This window comes from Sinomicrobium soli, assembly GCF_003285545.1.
Taxonomy (GTDB): Bacteria; Bacteroidota; Bacteroidia; order Flavobacteriales; family Flavobacteriaceae; genus Sinomicrobium.
Genome location: NZ_QLNV01000007.1, coordinates 188,364 through 204,552 on the forward strand (window position 1 = coordinate 188,364; position 16,189 = coordinate 204,552).

The following is a 16,189-nucleotide window of genomic DNA, read 5'->3' on the forward strand; positions in this document are numbered from 1 at the left end:
AGTACTTTTATAAGTACTTAATATGTATTTTTGTGATATGGAAACTGTAAACTATACTCATTTTCGTTCCAACCTGAAGTACTGGTTCGATAAAGTGGTTAATGACGTCAGTGATATCATCATCAAACGTAAAGGAGGAAAAGATCTCGTACTTATTTCACTGGACGAATACAATTCCCTGAAAGAGACTACGTATCTCTTGTCCGGAAGAAACAGGGATGTATTATTAAAATCCATCAAAGAACTGGAAGAAGGTAACGGAACACAAAGAGACCTGATCGAAGAATGAAGCTGGTCTGGTCTTCATCTTCCTGGGAAGATTATCTGTATTGGCAGAAAGTGGATAAAAAGATCTTAAAACGTATTAATGATCTTATCAAAAATTGTATGCGTACCCCTTTTGAAGGGATCGGAAAACCTGAAGCCTTAAAAGGAGATTTACAAGGGTATTGGTCCCGGCGTATTACTTCAGAACACCGTTTGGTATATAAATATGACCGGGAGCAATTATGGATTGCTGCCTGCAGATATCACTACGGAAAATAGGCCGGTCTACGGTCACTTGCAGTATTTATCTAAGGAATAACCAAAAAAAGGAAGAACCCCGGTAGTTTATAAATCACGGGATTCTTCCTTTGTTTTCGGGATCAGCCTGCTTCTGAAAGCGGCCTATCATTATACCATATACCGAATCAGGATTTTGGCAACAACACTCCTTCCACAATATCGGCCTTCTTTTCCATATTCCGGACCGTCTCCTTGATATCTTCGGCAGTGATTGCATTCACCGTATTGATATAGTCATCCAGCGTATGAATCTCTTTGCCATAGAACACATGAGAAGATAGTACACTCATCCAGTAGTTGTTATTATTCACCGCCTCTTTCCGGGACTTGATCATGGATTCCTTCACTTCCCTGAAATCTTCCGCATCTATGGTCCCGGTCAGCTTTTCTATTTCATTGTATACCACCTGTACCAACTTATCGGCCATTTCCGGATTACAATCGAAACCTACCGACATGGAGAACGCTTCCCTGGGGCGGTCACCCAGCGATGCCGAGGCCCCTACCCCGTAACTGCCTCCCTCTTCTTCCCGGATCACATCATGGCAGCTTTTCTGCAACAGCTGGCCTGCCATATACACCTTTATGCTATTGCTGTAGCTATAGGGCATCTCCCCTTTGTAAACCACATTTACCGTCGCCTGCGGGGTTTCCATTTCCTCGGTTACCCGGACTACCGTCTTGCCTTTGGCAGGATTGTAATTGTGATCTACATAATCCTCTTTTCCCTTACCTGCGCTGATATTTCCTATATATTTCCTGGCGAGCTCTACCAGTTGTGCTTCATCAATATCTCCTATGAATACAAAGGTAAAATCATCAATCCCCTGAAATCTCTCCTTGTATACTTTCTCTATTTTACCAAGATCGATCTCATCGATAAATTCCGGAGTGAACAGCAGGGTCCTCTCATTGTGGGAGGTAAGCGCCATAGACATGGAATCCTGTAAAATGCTCTTTTTATTCTTCTGTTTCTGTTCCAGGCTCTTGGAAAACCTTTCCCTGGCCAGGTCATAGGCCTCCCGGTCGAACCTCGGGGCTTCAAAGCTCAGGTAGATCTTCTGGAACAGTACTTCCAGGTCAGACCTGGTACTTTGCCCGGACATGGATTCCGACAGTTCGTTAATATCCAGTCCTAACGAAGTATTCGTCCCGGCGAGTTTTTTTCCCAGCTCGATTTCATCGAAATCCCCGAGCCCGGATTGCGACGCCACATAAGTAGCCACATTGGCGGAAGGCAGCAGGTCTTTACCGAGCAAAGAGTTTCCTCCGGGACTGTAAGCGCTGAGATAGATCTTGTCTTTGTCATAAGGAGTGGGAAAGACAACCACACGGGCACCATTACCCAATTCATATTTACGCGCATCCATCCCCGGGATATCAGTCTTGCCGGTCACAGGCTGTTCTTCGAGGGTCTCTGCGATCAGGGGTTTATCGTCTACCGTATCCTCATAAGGTTCCAGTTTCATGGCATTTACCTTATTGAAAATATCGACAAACTGTTCTTTTTCCGGATAGGTCTTGTCTGAAGTGCCCTTTACAGCGATCACGATATCTTCCTTTTTGTAAACCCCTGCCATATAGTTCAGGATATCTTCATTGGTAATGGTTTCCAGGCGATCTACCCTGTAGTTCACATTCCAGGTCACATCCGGCAGGGGGTCGCCGGTAAAGAAATGTTGATAAATGCTTTCCGCATAACTGTCGCTGCTGATCTTGTCCTTGTTTTTCAGGTACGACAGATTGCTGTTCTTTATCGATAATTTTGCCCTTTCGAGTTCACTGTCCGTCGCGCCGTATCTTACAAACCGCAACAATTCTGTCAGGGCAAATTCAAAACTCTCCAGTTCCTTATCGGTTTTGGGCTGAACGGCCAGCCCCATAACATCAAGGGGCCTTACAAAGTTCGAATACGAATACCCGGCAGACAGTGCAGGACAGGTTTTCTTTACGGTCTGTTCTTTAAACCTGTTATTCAACACATAAGAGGCAATTCCTTTTACCAGGTTGTCATCCAGGTAATCATATCCTTTCAGCCTCCGGGCCTCGTTCTTTACCGAGAACTCGATCCTGGTACTCCCCACTTCCTTATCCAGGGATTCGATAAAGGTAATGTCGCCGTTCATCTTTGCCGAAAAGGGCTTTCGTTCCGGGAGCCCTTTTTTCAGGGGAACAGGCGAAAAAACATCTTTTATTTTCGCCTCCATATCATCTACATCCACATCCCCCACAACGATAACAGCCTGCTGGTCGGGGCGATACCACTGCCTGTAGTAATCCCGCAGCTCGTCGTATTCGAAATTGTTGACCACGGACATCAGTCCGATAGGCATACGCTCTCCGTACAGCGATCCCTTGAGTATTCCCCTGGTCCATACTTTCTCGGCTACCCGGAAAGAGGGGGTGTTCCGGGTTCTCCACTCTTCGTTGATCACTCCCCTTTCCGCATCGATCTCCTCATCGGTAAGCGACAGGTAGCCCGACCAGTCGTGCAGGACCAGTAATGTGGAGTCGAGCAGTTTCCGATTGGTTACCGGAACCTTGCTGATGTTGTAAACGGTTTCGTCGAAAGACGTAAATGCATTGATCTCGGCCCCGAACTTGATCCCGTTTTTTTCCAGGTATTGCAACATGCTTTTTTCCGGGTAATGCTCGGTTCCGTTAAAGGCCATGTGTTCCAGAAAATGGGCCAGTCCCCTCTGGGATTCCTTTTCGAGGATAGACCCTACATTCTGGGCAAAATAGAAAGAAGCCCGCTCTTTGGGTTCTTCGTTGTGCTTGATATAATACGTCATTCCGTTGGGCAGGACACCATGCCGTACAGAAGGGTCAAAGGGAACTTCTCCCTTATCCTGGGCATTCAGCAGAATCCCGGACCATAAAAAAAGGCTTACAGTGGTAATGATCTTCATATAAATCAGGTTTTTCTATATCCTAAAGAGTCCGAAAGGAACAAAATGGGTGAAATATTTCCGGTTTATTTAATATACTTTAACATTTCAGGTCCTGCTTAATTGTATTACTCTTCCGCTATCGTAAGAAAACCCGCAGGATATTCCAAAAGCACGGAACGACTTCCGCCGTCCCGTGCCGTACTTCAAAAAGACACTAATTCAAAATAATCTTTCTGAGACCAGGTGTTGTTTTTGTCCGGAACCCGGAGATCCTTCGCTTCGCTGCGCTACGGCCCGGATGACATGACACCCTACCTGAAAACCGGTTACAATACCTCCTCAAACAGTTTTTTCAATTCAGGATCGGAAGGGCGGGGAGCATTGGAAGACACTATCTTTCCTTCGGGATCGATAAGGATAAACTTGGGGATTCCTTTTATGACATAGGCCTTGACAAAGTCGGATTCCCAGTCTTTATCAGCGAGCAGCTGTACTCCTTTAAGCTCTTTTTCTGCTATCATGGCTTTCCATTTGTCCCGGTCCTTATTCCTGTCTACCGAAATACTGACAAACTCTACGTTCCTGTCGCGGTACTCCTCTTCAACCTCCTTCAGGAACGGGATCTCCGCCTTGCAGGGCCCGCACCAGGTAGCCCATACATCGATATATACGTACTTCCCCCTGAGGTCGTTCAGGGACGTGGTTCCTCCCTCGTAGTTTTCATAACCGGAAAAAACCGGGGAAGGGTTTCCCCCTGAAAGTGCTTTTAGTTCCTCGTAACTTTTTTTGATAACGGCATTGTTTTCCTCGTCGGTAGAAGCCGACGCATATATGCTGTAATACGCTTCGAGATCGCTTACGAAGGTAATGTTGTTACTGGCATGCCCGAACAACAGGCCATTGCGGATAGTTTCGTCAGGAATTGTTGTCAATACCTTCATATAAGCTATCTCCCCGGGGAGCGAATCCGATTCCGACAGTTTTCCGGACCTCTCCCGGTAATGGTCCTGTAACAACTGCCGGTATGACGAAGAAAAATTATAATCCTCTACAAGGTTGTAATCCATCCCGGCCAGTTCATCCAGAAATCCATCAGATACCTTAAAATCCGGATCATCGGCGAAATGGGCATAATAGTTCTGATAAATATTCAACGCATTTAAATACTCATAATGCAGGTTTCTTTTTTCTTTCCGTATAAAACCCTCATCCAGTCCGGGCATGGAATCGAGTATTTTTTCCAGCGCTGTTCCTATTCCTTTGTTAGCCTCTCTATACGCTGTTTCATCCTGTGCATAAAAGGATTTCATATCCCCGGTCAGGTCGGTTATCGTTTTTCCCTTTAATTTCAGGTACCTGCCCGAAGCGGCATCTTTGCCTGAAAAACTCAAGGTATTGTCAAAATCACCGGCATCTGCATTTACCCTTACCTCGTTTCCGGGAGCCAGGTACAGCCGTACCACATTTTTCCCGTCCCGCAAAAAGAAATGCCCGGGCTTCGTTCTTATGGTATCTGAAAAACTACCGTCTTTCCCCGATTCGAGTGTTTTTGAAAAAGTCCTGTCTTCAGACATGAGCGTCAGCTCTCCTTCCTTACCGGTTATATTGCCCGATACCAGGGCATAGTCTACGGGCCCGGTTTGCTTACAGGAAACCAGAACAAGCGTCATTACCAGTAAGATGTATATCGTTTTTTTCATCGGGTTTGTTTTTATGGTGTCCATTTCTGATCAAAAATAAAAAATTATGAGAACTCTTCTTCAACAGGATCTATTCTCCGAATATTTCCTGTAACCTGGCATCGAGAGGCTCTTCTTCGCTTCCGTACCTCCCTATGATCATCCCGTCCTTATCTACAAGGATTTTTGTAGGCAGATAATGAATATCATACGGTTCCGAAATTCCGCCATCCAGAATTTTATATCTGTTGGACCTGTCTACTCGTAATCCCCGCAAAACATGACGCCAGATCCCGATACCATCGTCTTTTACGGCTTTTTTCCACGCTCCTTCATTTCTGTCGTCATCAGAGATCCCTATGATCTCAAAACCTTTCTTGTTATACTTTTCGTATAGTTTAACCAGATGTGGGTTTCCTTTTCTACAGGGTTTGCACCAACTCGCCCAGAAGTCCAACAGCACGTATTGCCCCCTGAAATCTTCGAGTTTAAGAGTATCTCCGTTAATATCCGGTGCCGAGAACAGCGGAGCCTTCGCTCCCGGCGATGCCCTTTTTAGTTTTTCCAATTGTTTTGAAACCGATTTACCGTAGAAACCTTCTTTCACTTCAGGGCTAAAAGCATTGTAATAGCCGGTGGATTTCTCCAGGCCGTAATCAGCGATCTTTGCGGATAGCAGATAGGAAGATATATAGGAATCGGGGTAAACTTTTATATAGTTTTCATCTACAGCATCAAGACCTTCCCTTATCCCGGACATCAATTCCCTGATACTGTCGAGTCTGGCATCAAGAATGGCCGCTTCAGTTTCATTCTTTCCCTTTTTTGCTGCAATATAGCGGGTATTCAACGTATCAAAAGAAGCATTATGAGGTTTTAGTTTTTCCCTGATCTTTTTCCCGAGATCCAAATATTCCTGATATTCATCCTGTAATTCCGATCCCCGTACCTGTGCTATGAGCGTGCTGTAGTTCTCATTCCTGAAATCATACCTGGCAGTATCCAGTTGTACCTGTATACCGGAGTTTTCTGCAAAGAAATTACTGTATAATGTTTTTTGTCCTGTGCGGATCACAACCGATAATTGTCTGGGAGAAAGCAAGCTTCCCTGTAGTTCGAATTTTCCTCCGTGTACCATACCCGAATCGATTACGGTTTCATTCCCGGCACGCATATCCCTGGACACTATACGCACCTCCCCCTGTTCAACGCCCCTGATATTCCCCTCTATACGAAATGTATCTTCCGGTAATAGCTTTGTGCCGGAATTACATCCCAGAAGAAATACGGGAATTACCATACTTAAAATACGTATACCATTCATGATGTGACTTTTTTAAGTGTTTTTTGAATCGTAGTATATCAATACCCCGGATTTTGTTTTACGACATTTCCCCCGGCCTCGATAGTATTTCCGTCTATGGGCAGAATATACTTATCAGGATCTGTTGCCGAAGGTTTTATCGCAGTGATATCCAGACCGTCGACAAAGTGATACCGTACCAGGTCGAACCATTCTTCTCCCATCTCGGTTCCGAATTCCACGTATTTTTCTATCCGCACGGCTGTCAGGAACTGCTCCGGTGTAATAGTGGCAGGGTATATTTCAAACCCATCTCCCCCGGTAGAAGTAGCCCCGACACGTATACGTACCGCATTCAGTGCTTCCAGGGCTTCTGTCGTCACACTGTTATTACCCCGTACAGCCGCTTCGGCATAAATAAGGTAAACCTCAGCCATTCTGAGGTGATAGACCATTTCATACTGGTCGCCATTCTCCGCATTTCCCTTGTAAGTATCAATACCCATAATGTCGGCATCGAATGTTGTTGACGTTATTCTTTCGCCATCATGAGTAATGTCCTGACCTCCTACCGTCATCGATTGTTCCCCGAAAGTAATATAGCCGGGGGCAATCGATGCCCAGAATCCTGTAAAGTTTCCCATACCAACTCCGGCCTGTGGCTCTCCCTTCGAGGCAAAGAGAATTTCAGGACTATCGAACAAGGCCGGGGTAGAGTGGTCTGTGAAGATACCGGCATAATCTGCAGCCAGGGCAAAATCTGGTCCGGAACTTTCAATAACTGCTCCGGCCAGTGAAGCCGCAGCAGCATAATCACCCTTGTAGAGCAATACTTTGGCTTTTAACCCCCTGGCATAGGTTTTATTCACATAATATTTTGCCCTTAAATCTGGAGCCCCTGCAATGGCTTCATCCAGATCGGCAATAATAGCGTCATAAACCTCGGTTACGGTATTTCGCGGAAATGCTTCATCCGACCTTGCCGGTTCTGTTCTCAAGGTAATGCCATACTCCGATGTGGTATCGTAAAACTGTCCGAAAAGACGCAGGAGGTAAAAATTTGCAGTGGCCCTCACGGCTCTGGTTTCGGCCAGTATTTCCGTTTTCCGGTTCGGGGTCGTAAACGCATTTTCCGAAAGTACCTCGACTTTTTCAATGAGCCAATTACAACGATTAACAATATCGTACATACACGTATAAACTCCCAGCCCGGATGTGGCCCCTATGGCTATGGGGTTGTTATTTACATATCCCAGAACCTCAGCAGTGTTATTAAACAACGAATTATTGATCATACTCCCACTCATCAGGGAAGGGACCAGGTATATTTCAGGGATACCTCCGGAAGAACTCCGCTGGCGAAAGCCGGAATAGACTCCTGCCAGGGCCAGCTCTGCACTGGCTTCATCCACAATGGCCTTATCTGCATCCAGGGCATAATTGGGTTCATAATCGTCCAGGTCCTTTGCCAGTTCACACGATGACAGGCTCATGATAAGCGTCCCTGTCACAGTGGCATATATATATTTTAATATTTTCATTTATCTGTTTTTTAACGGGTTACAGGCTTAGTCTTGCTCCTATGGTAAAGGTTCTCATCTGCGGATAGAAGATACCTTCATCGCTCATCAGGTCCATGGTAGCTCCTCCTCTCTGGGGAGATACACTTTCCGGGTCTATGCCCGGATATCTGGTAATCGTAATCAGATTGTTACCGCTAACCGAAAGCTGTATATTGCTGATTCCGGTATTGGCCAGCCAGCTTTTGGGAAAGTTATAGGCTATCGATGCCGACCTCAGCCGGATATATGAAGCGTCTCTCACATTCCTGCTGGTCACCAAATGCGTCTGCGATCCTACCCGGGCATATTCGGCACCGGTATTTTCAGGGGTCCAGGTATCAAATACATCGGTGGTTACATTGTTGAAAGCCTCGACAAAGGCAAACTGGTCAGCTCCCCTCCTCCATACCTTGTCATTACCTTTTACAAAATTAAAGTTGAATCCGAAATCAAAGTTCTTATAGGATATACTATTGTTCCATCCCCCGAAAAAATCGGGATTGATATCCCCCAACGGGGTCCGGTCGGCGTTGGTAATCTCTCCATCTCCGTCCATATCCCTGTAAATATAATCACCGGGCTGCACCAGGCCGCTATAGTAATTGCCGTCCGGAGCCCCGGCGTTGAGGGCATCGATCTCTTCCGGAGTCTGTGCAATAGATACCACGTCGTATCCAAGGGTTACCCCCACAGACTCTCCCTCTACAATCCCTGCACTGCCATAGGCAGAAGTGGCACCACCATGTAACGCATCTACATTGTTATTTACAAAAGATATGTTGAACGATGAGTTCCACCTCCATTGCGACGACCTGATGATATCACCGCCCAGTGCAAATTCCCATCCCTTGTTCGAAACGTCGGCAATATTGGCATTCCAGTACGAAGAACCCGTCTGGGCCGGAATGGGAACCATTAAAATTATACCGCTGGTCTTCTTATCGAAATACACAATCTCGCCGCTGAGCCTGTTATTGAACATGCCAAATTCAAGTCCCAGGTCTAACTGGTCGGTCTGTTCCCACCTGATCCCGGAATTCGGGACTCCTTCCACCACAATCCCGTTAATGCCATCATAAAAAGAGTCGCTATTGCCCATGGCACGGTAATATGACAGATAGGTAAAGGCAGGCAGGTTATCTAAACCGGTACGTCCCAGGCTGGCCCTTAATTTCAACTGATCCAGCCAGCTACTGCTGCCCTTTAAAAAATCTTCATGATGTATGTTCCACGCCAGTGCCCCGGAAGGGAAAAATCCCCACTGGTTATCCGGGCCAAATTTTACAGAGCCGTCATAACGTGCCGTAAAGGTAGCCAGGTATTTATCTTTATAATTGTAATTCACTCTTCCGAATACGGAATTCAATGCAGTTTCACTAACATCACTGTTTGCATTTACAAAATCATTGGCCGAATTGATGTCAGTCAACACTTCATCATCCGGGAAACCTGCATACTTCTGTGATTCGAGATCAAGCCTATAGTGGTCCCAGGAAACCCCTGCCACGGCATCTATGGTATGCGCCTCAGCAAAGGTTTTGTTAAAGTTCAGCGTGTTGGACCAGGAAGTACTTATCCCTGAATTGTGTTGCACATTGAGTAGAGCCCCTTCGGTACCATCATAAATTCCCCACAAGGCTTCGCGGGTGAACGACGGACTAAATTCAGAAGTTCTGTCATTCGTCAGGTTTATACTCAATTGTGATCTGAATTTCAGGTGGTCCAGGATCTTGTATTCTCCATAGATATTTCCCAGTACATTGCGGGAAACAGCCTTGTTTCTTACTTTTCCGGCATCACCTACCGGATTTCTGAGTATAAACCCCCTGCTCGCCGGTGAGGTAGAATAGGTCCCGTCTTCATTGAACACCGGCAGATCCGGTCGGAAAAATGCGCCCGACGAAAGACTGATAAGTCCTGAACGCTTGTTAATGGCATGGTTATAACTGAAATGGGTTCCTGCTTTCAACCTTTCCGTAATATCGACATCAAGGCTCGTTGTAAAACTGTACCTCGTAAATTTATTGCCCAGCATAACACCTTCCTGATCTGCAACTCTCCCGGATACCAGGTAATTCACCTTAGACGTTCCACCGGAAATGCTCAGGTCGTATTGATTCCAGATAGCATTGTGGTTAACGATCTTGTCCTGCCAGTCGGTATCGGCGTCACTAAGATCTATTTCCCCGTCCAGTCCCTGCGCAGTAATAAACTCACGGAACTGGTCTCCGTTCAATACATCATAAGTATTGGCAGGATTCTGAATAGTTGTACTATACGAGAAATCAAGTTTAGCCTTCTGGTTGCGTCTGCCGCGTTTTGTTGTAATCAGCACCACCCCGTTGGCAGCACGGGAACCGTAGATGGCAGCAGCCGAAGCATCTTTTAATACGTCTACCCGCTCTACATCTGCCGGATTGATAGAGAGCAACGGATTTTCCCGGTTGCCAAAAACCCCGATACTTCCCACTTTTTCAAATTGCGGGTTCATCACAACGGGTACTCCGTCAATCACATACAAAGGCTGGTTATCACCTGTAAGCTGGCTCAGCCCCCTGATATGTACTATCGCTCCACTACCGGGGCCTCCCGATTGTGAAGAGACATATACCCCGGGGATCTTTCCCACAAGGGCCCTTTCCACAGTTTGCGCCTTGATCTGCTCTATATCCTTCGAGTCTATAGATCCTACCGAACCGGTGAGATCCTTCTTTTTTGTAGTTCCATACCCCACCACCATAACTTCTTCAAGGGCACTTACTTCTTCCTTTAAAACAATATTGTAAACGGTCTGCTCCGCAGTGATCTCAAGATAGGTAAACTCATAACCAAGTCCCGTTACCACGAGGAAGTAACCCGGTTCTGCCTCCAGGGAAAAACTACCTTCGAGATCGGTGGAGGTCCCCCTTATGACAAACTCCCTGTCAATGCGTTTACTACTGGGTTCCACATTGGTTACATATACCGTAATTCCCCCTATAGGCATCCCGTCTTCACCGGTAATGGTTCCCGCAATCTGGAGTGACTGCGGTATGTTATATTCTTCCGGAATAGCCTCTTTTCGCTTTACTATAATTGTATTGTCTACAAAATCGTAATAATAGTGAATCGGTTCCAGCCCCATACGCAGCAGGTCTCCGGCAATCATCACCCCTTTACTGACTTTGACCAGAGGAGCATCCTTTATGGCATCATGCCGGTAAATAAACTTATAATCGGTTTGATACTCTATCAGATTAAATATCTGTTCGACAGATAAGGTCATATCCGCATCTATCTTTATTCTTGCATTCTGTGAAAATCCGTGATACGATCCCAGACTGAATGCCACGGTACAGTAAAGAAAAATTAAAGTTTTCATCGCAAATAGCAGAACTTTTCCCCCGCCGGGGAGAGGTACCCTCTTCCGTTTTATTTTCATAAATTTGTGGTTTGTTAGTTAAACTTTGGTTTTAATTGACGTATCTAAGGAATGAAGCCACGCCCGTGGAAAGATGTTGGCTTTGTTCCTTTTTTTATTTTCTTTTGTTTTACAAACGGTTTAAATATTATTCTTTTCGGCAAGCTCAGGACATTGACATTGCCTCTGGTTCTGACAGGTTTATTTTACGATCAGGGTTTTGTGTTCCATCCGGAAACTGACTTCCCCGGTACGCTCTATATTTTTCAGCAGGCCATTGATATTTTCAAAACGGTTCAGAATTCCCGAAAACACTATTCCCTTTTTATCTTCCGTTTCGAATTTCACGTCCAGGTCATACCACCTGGATAAGATCTTCATCATCTCTTCGAGGGACATTTCGTGAAATACAAAAAGACCGTTTTTCCAGGCTACTTCCGTGGTGGTATTCACCTCGGTGATCTCCAGGATATCCTTTCCCGTTTCGGTTACCGACTGTTGCCCCGCAAGCATCGTTTCCTTCAGGGTACCCTTGCGCACTGCTACCTTTCCTTCTACCAATGTGGTCAATATCCGGTTCTCATTCCGGTAGGCCTTTATATTAAATTCCGTCCCCAGCACTTCCACGGTCTGACTGCCCGTCTTTACCCGGAAGGACCTGTTCCCGTGATAGATACTTTTCGAAACATCGAAATAGGCTTCTCCATACTCCAGTTCCACTTCCCGTGGCCGGTCACCGATAAAATGTACCGGGTATTTTAACCTGGATTCGGAATTCAGCCACACCCCGGTACTGTCCGGAAGCTGCACATAAAACTGTCCGCCCCTGGGTACCGTGAGATAATTAAATGACGGGGCACCGGTACCTGCCGGTGTATTTCCCGAATAGACCAGGCTTTTCCCGTCACTCCTCACCTTATCCGTAGTAAACCCGCTCCCCTGTTCCAGCACAACATTGCGTCCGTCCTGCAGGGTCAATACGGCCTTATCCATTCCCGGGGGAACCGTGGCGACCGTATTTACTTTATCACTTTCGCTATTCCCGGAAACATCGTTCCGGAAAAGGAACGGAAGCAATACTAACAACAGGACCGCGGCAGCTACGGCAGCATACCTGGTATATCCTACCCGCCGTCTGGCTATCGCCTGTTCCTTTTCCTTTTTTATCACAGCGCGCAGTTTTTTTCCGGCTTCGAGATGGTCATAGTCGTCCATAAGATCGTCCAGGGTATAATTCAATTCTATATACGACCTGAACACTTTGTCATTGACAGGGTCTTTCAGGTATTCCTCCAGTTGCTCCAGCTCTTCCACCGTAATGGACCGGGTGATGTATTTGATGATCAAGTGCTCTGATGACATGGGATCCTCTGTTTCCTCTTTTCTTTACTGCTATGACGAATTCCGTTTCCAACACCACTACGTTATTTGTGTTTTTTTCTTAATTTTGGTAAAAACTTTTCCCTGAAGCCTTCAAATCCCTGTATTTCATTGAATATAATCTGTTAAAAAGCATTTTTTGAAAGCCGACTTTAATGATAATCATCAATTGATCTCAGCCCTGAAACAAGGGGATGAGAAAGCATATGTATATCTCATGGAGAAATACTATCGCAGGTTGTGTATTTATGCCAACAGCCTGACGAATGACCGCCTGGCTGCCGAAGATATCATCCAGAATGTTTTTGTACGGTTATGGCGAAGGAGGCATCTTCTTACGATACAGACCTCCCTGAAAAGTTTTTTGTACAAGTCGGTCTACAACGAATACATAGATCAGCACAGAAAAAATACGGCCTTGTTAAACACGGAAAAACGCTATATAAAACACCTCCATGAGATCATAGATACCGAAGATACCGAAGACAGCCAAAAACTGGTAAAACGGGTATTTGAAGCAGTACAGGACCTTCCTCCCAAATGCAGGGAAATATTCCTGCTGAGCAAAAAGAACGGACTGACCAATGTGGAAATCGCCGAATATCTCAACATCTCATCCAATACCGTGGAAAACCAGATCAGTAAGGCTTTCCGGATCTTAAGGAAAGAACTCAAAAACTGTTTTCACACGCTATTCCTGTTACTTCCGGGAGCAAAAAAAAGGATGATACGCCACCTGAAGGTGTAAGGAAAACAAGAGACCGGATCATATTCATATTACCTGAATTCATATTTAAGGGTTACCCCATAAGTCACCGGGTCTCCCAGTACCGCAGCATAATGCCCGGCGCTTCCGCCGGCAGGCAGCAACTGTTCGTAATAGTCCTTGTCCAGTATATTCCTGCCCCATACAAACACAGAAAGCCCTTCAACCGCCCGAAAACCGGCCCTGGCATTGAAAATGCCGTAACCCGGGACGTTGAGATACCTTGAAGGTGACGGACTGGAAGAAAACCCGGAACGGAAAAAGGAATCGAAACCAAAGAAAAAGGTACCGTTTTGTCTCCAGAAGTCCACGGAAGCAGAGGTAAGTTCCCCGCCGAGGGAACCGGCCCACCTGGAAATCCCGGGAAGCCGTCCGCCGGAAACATCTTTAAAGGCTTGTTCTCCACCCACCTCTTCCAGGGGAACCGGGGCATTTTCGAACTTCACGTATTTCCCTTCAGTATAGGCTGCAGCGCCGAAAAAAGAAAAATGTTCGCCGAAATAAACATTGCCTTCCAGTTCTGCTCCCCTTACCCTTACCTTATCGGCATTGGAAAGGTAACCCCGGTTTACCCCCAGTTCAGGAGTCTGGACCACGGTCTGGAAATCTTTTATTGAAGTGTTATACGCCGTAAAATTCAAAGACGCATTGGGTGCGGGTTTGGATTTGAACCCCACTTCGAAATGTGTGACGTATTCCGGTTCCACCTCGGCAAGATCGAGAAGGGGTTCCCCGTTTTCGGTGGGTAACCCACCAAGGTTTACCCCTATCGGTTTATAGGCCGTGGAGAAAGTACCGTAAGCATTAAAAGAGCTGACAGGTTGATATTTCAAGGTCAGCTGACCGGAAAAATTGGTGTTGTTCACATCGGTAGTAAACTGCTGGTCGGAGTATACCCGGTCCTTCAGTGCGAGAAGATCAGGGTCATCGGTCTCCAGTCCGCCATAGGTCTCCCTTTTGTAATCTACATCCTTGGTATCGTAATTAAACCTTATCCCGGGCAGTACGTGAAATACCTCACTGACCTCCCAGTCGATATTGGCAAATACAGCGCCGCTGAAGCTTTTCAGCCTGTTGGTGGTCTTAATGCCGTAGCCCTCCAGAAGTCCGGGTGTCTGCCATAGGGGATCCTGTGTATTCTGTGCAAACCGCCACTGTGCCGCACCGGATTCCTGGGTATGCACGGGATCGGATTTCAGGTCCTGCCACAGTACAAAAACACCGAGTACGGCACTCAAGCGGGACGAAATTTCACCGGCATAACGGATCTCCTGCGACCACTGATCGTGCCTTGAAGGGGCCTGGGAGAGGTTCAGTACCGGAAGCCCGGTAAAATCGCGGTCGTTGGAGGGGCCCCAGTTCCAGTAACGCCAGGCCGTGGTAGAGGTGAGTGTTCCCCCGGCAAAATGGAAATCGGCATTGACAGACAGGCCGCCAAGCTGGTTCAGCGAACGCCAGGGCGTGTCGTGATCTATAACGCGATCGAACGGGTTCCGGCCCGGCAATTCGTAATCCAGGTCGGCAATGATCTGGTCGAACTGCCGGAATTCCGGACGCTGTGTTCTGACCACCCCGGCAAAGACCTGGGCATAACCATTGGGCTTCTGGCTCGATATGTCCCCGATAAGGGTAATGTCTATATCTTCATTGGGGGTAAACAGCAGCTGCCCGCGAAAACCTATGTTGTTAAGCGTATTGACGTGTTCATCCCGCGCCACATTGTAAATGGTACCGTTTCGATGCGTACCGGAAAACGATATCCTTCCGGCCAGCTTGTCCGCGATCAACCCACCGGTTACCGAGCTTTTCGCCTGTACAAAACCGTATTTACCAAAGCTGGTCTCAAAGCTGGAAGACGGATCGAAAGACGCTTTCCGGGTGGTGATGTTAAACGCTCCGGCGGTAGTATTTTTCCCGAAAAGCGTTCCCTGCGGGCCGCGGAGTACCTCGATCCGGTCTATATCGATAAAATCGAGCGTGGTCACCGCCGGGCGGGCATAATACACCCCGTCGACATAAAAGCCCACCCCGGGATCGATACCGTCATTGGTAAGCCCGAAAGTAGATCCCAGTCCGCGGATATTTAAGGTGGTATTCCGGGGATTGGAGGAATAAAGCTGTACCGTGGGCACCAGTTCCTTGACCCGGTTGACGTTAAAGGCCCCGGTTTCCTCTATTTTTCCACCTCCCACTACAGACACCGGAATGGGAACCTCCAGGGCCGTCTCATCTCTCCGCCTTGCCGATACGACCACTTCAGCCAGAAAAGCAGAGGACGGAGACAGGCCTACCGACAGGAATTCTTCCCTGCTTACCGTTAATTCCCTGGATTGATACCCGAGATAGGAAAACTGCAGGCGAAGCGGATAGTTTCCTGTAAATTTCAGGGAAAAAACGCCGTTAAAATCTGTCGTGGTCCCTTCGGTGCTCCCCCTTACCTTTATGGTGGCGCCGGGCAAAGGCTGCCCGTCGCCGGCATCGACCACCTTTCCTTCTATATACTGCTGCCCGAATGAAACAGACAACCCGGCAAACAGGATTGCGTAAATAAGTGTAAAAATCTTTCTCATTATTACTTTGTTTATATAACTATTCCTATATGAATAATATGTTTTTATGTTTAAAATTACCGGAACAA

General features: G+C 46.7%; 10 protein-coding genes. 3 read left to right on the top strand and 7 right to left on the bottom strand.

Annotation, left to right across the window (positions count from 1 at the left end):
* The first annotated feature begins 37 nt into the window (after window positions 1–37).
* Together DN748_RS11195 and DN748_RS11200 are read left to right on the top strand one after the other, a co-directional pair.
* A complete protein-coding gene (locus tag DN748_RS11195; RefSeq protein WP_112371991.1) occupies window positions 38–289 on the top strand; it encodes a type II toxin-antitoxin system Phd/YefM family antitoxin in 252 nt (83 codons plus the stop codon).
* Window positions 286–546 (top strand): Txe/YoeB family addiction module toxin, encoded by a 261-nt coding sequence (locus DN748_RS11200; protein ID WP_112371914.1) that lies wholly within the window; start codon window positions 286–288, stop codon window positions 544–546. Before DN748_RS11195 ends, DN748_RS11200 begins: the two co-directional genes overlap by 4 nt.
* Before the next feature lie 146 nt (window positions 547–692).
* Here DN748_RS11200 and DN748_RS11205 read toward each other — a convergent pair whose 3' ends face one another.
* From DN748_RS11205 to DN748_RS11230, 6 genes are all read right to left on the bottom strand, one after another.
* On the bottom strand, window positions 693–3,479 hold the full coding sequence (locus tag DN748_RS11205; protein ID WP_112371915.1) for a M16 family metallopeptidase: 2,787 nt from the start codon (window positions 3,477–3,479) through the stop codon (window positions 693–695).
* A 308-nt stretch (window positions 3,480–3,787) separates the two neighbouring features.
* A complete protein-coding gene (locus tag DN748_RS11210) occupies window positions 3,788–5,161 on the bottom strand; it encodes a redoxin family protein (protein ID WP_161554542.1) in 1,374 nt (457 codons plus the stop codon).
* Window positions 5,162–5,231: 70 nt separating this feature from the next.
* Window positions 5,232–6,464: an AhpC/TSA family protein gene (locus DN748_RS11215; RefSeq protein WP_112371917.1), complete on the bottom strand. Its 1,233-nt coding sequence runs from the start codon at window positions 6,462–6,464 to the stop codon at window positions 5,232–5,234.
* A gap of 38 nt (window positions 6,465–6,502) precedes the next feature.
* The gene (locus tag DN748_RS11220; RefSeq protein ID WP_112371918.1) at window positions 6,503–7,984 is read right to left on the bottom strand and encodes a RagB/SusD family nutrient uptake outer membrane protein; all 1,482 of its coding nucleotides are present in this window, start codon (window positions 7,982–7,984) and stop codon (window positions 6,503–6,505) included.
* A gap of 19 nt (window positions 7,985–8,003) precedes the next feature.
* Complete coding sequence (locus DN748_RS11225; protein ID WP_161554543.1) at window positions 8,004–11,366, bottom strand: SusC/RagA family TonB-linked outer membrane protein; 3,363 nt, start codon at window positions 11,364–11,366, stop codon at window positions 8,004–8,006.
* Window positions 11,367–11,606: 240 nt separating this feature from the next.
* The gene (locus DN748_RS11230) at window positions 11,607–12,767 is read right to left on the bottom strand and encodes a FecR family protein (RefSeq protein WP_112371920.1); all 1,161 of its coding nucleotides are present in this window, start codon (window positions 12,765–12,767) and stop codon (window positions 11,607–11,609) included.
* Window positions 12,768–12,924: 157 nt separating this feature from the next.
* Here DN748_RS11230 and DN748_RS11235 point away from each other — a divergent pair, with 157 nt between their 5' ends.
* Window positions 12,925–13,533 carry an RNA polymerase sigma factor gene (locus DN748_RS11235; protein ID WP_112371921.1) on the top strand — a complete coding sequence of 203 codons (609 nt, stop codon included), beginning with the start codon at window positions 12,925–12,927 and terminating at the stop codon, window positions 13,531–13,533.
* Window positions 13,534–13,562: 29 nt separating this feature from the next.
* Here DN748_RS11235 and DN748_RS11240 read toward each other — a convergent pair whose 3' ends face one another.
* Window positions 13,563–16,121, bottom strand: coding sequence for a TonB-dependent receptor (locus DN748_RS11240; protein WP_112371922.1), 2,559 nt, complete (start codon window positions 16,119–16,121; stop codon window positions 13,563–13,565).
* Window positions 16,122–16,189: the final 68 nt, after the last annotated feature.

Excerpts from the sequence above, each read along its gene's own strand:
- DN748_RS11195 (WP_112371991.1), top strand. The coding sequence starts at position 38 with ATGGAAACTGTAAACTATACTCATTTTCGTTCCAACCTGAAGTACTGG.
- DN748_RS11200 (WP_112371914.1), top strand. The coding sequence starts at position 286 with ATGAAGCTGGTCTGGTCTTCATCTTCCTGGGAAGATTATCTGTATTGG.
- DN748_RS11205 (WP_112371915.1), bottom strand. The coding sequence starts at position 3,479 with ATGAAGATCATTACCACTGTAAGCCTTTTTTTATGGTCCGGGATTCTG.
- DN748_RS11210 (WP_161554542.1), bottom strand. The coding sequence starts at position 5,161 with ATGAAAAAAACGATATACATCTTACTGGTAATGACGCTTGTTCTGGTT.
- DN748_RS11215 (WP_112371917.1), bottom strand. The coding sequence starts at position 6,464 with ATGAATGGTATACGTATTTTAAGTATGGTAATTCCCGTATTTCTTCTG.
- DN748_RS11220 (WP_112371918.1), bottom strand. The coding sequence starts at position 7,984 with ATGAAAATATTAAAATATATATATGCCACTGTGACAGGGACGCTTATC.
- DN748_RS11225 (WP_161554543.1), bottom strand. The coding sequence starts at position 11,366 with ATGAAAACTTTAATTTTTCTTTACTGTACCGTGGCATTCAGTCTGGGA.
- DN748_RS11230 (WP_112371920.1), bottom strand. The coding sequence starts at position 12,767 with ATGTCATCAGAGCACTTGATCATCAAATACATCACCCGGTCCATTACG.
- DN748_RS11240 (WP_112371922.1), bottom strand. The coding sequence starts at position 16,121 with ATGAGAAAGATTTTTACACTTATTTACGCAATCCTGTTTGCCGGGTTG.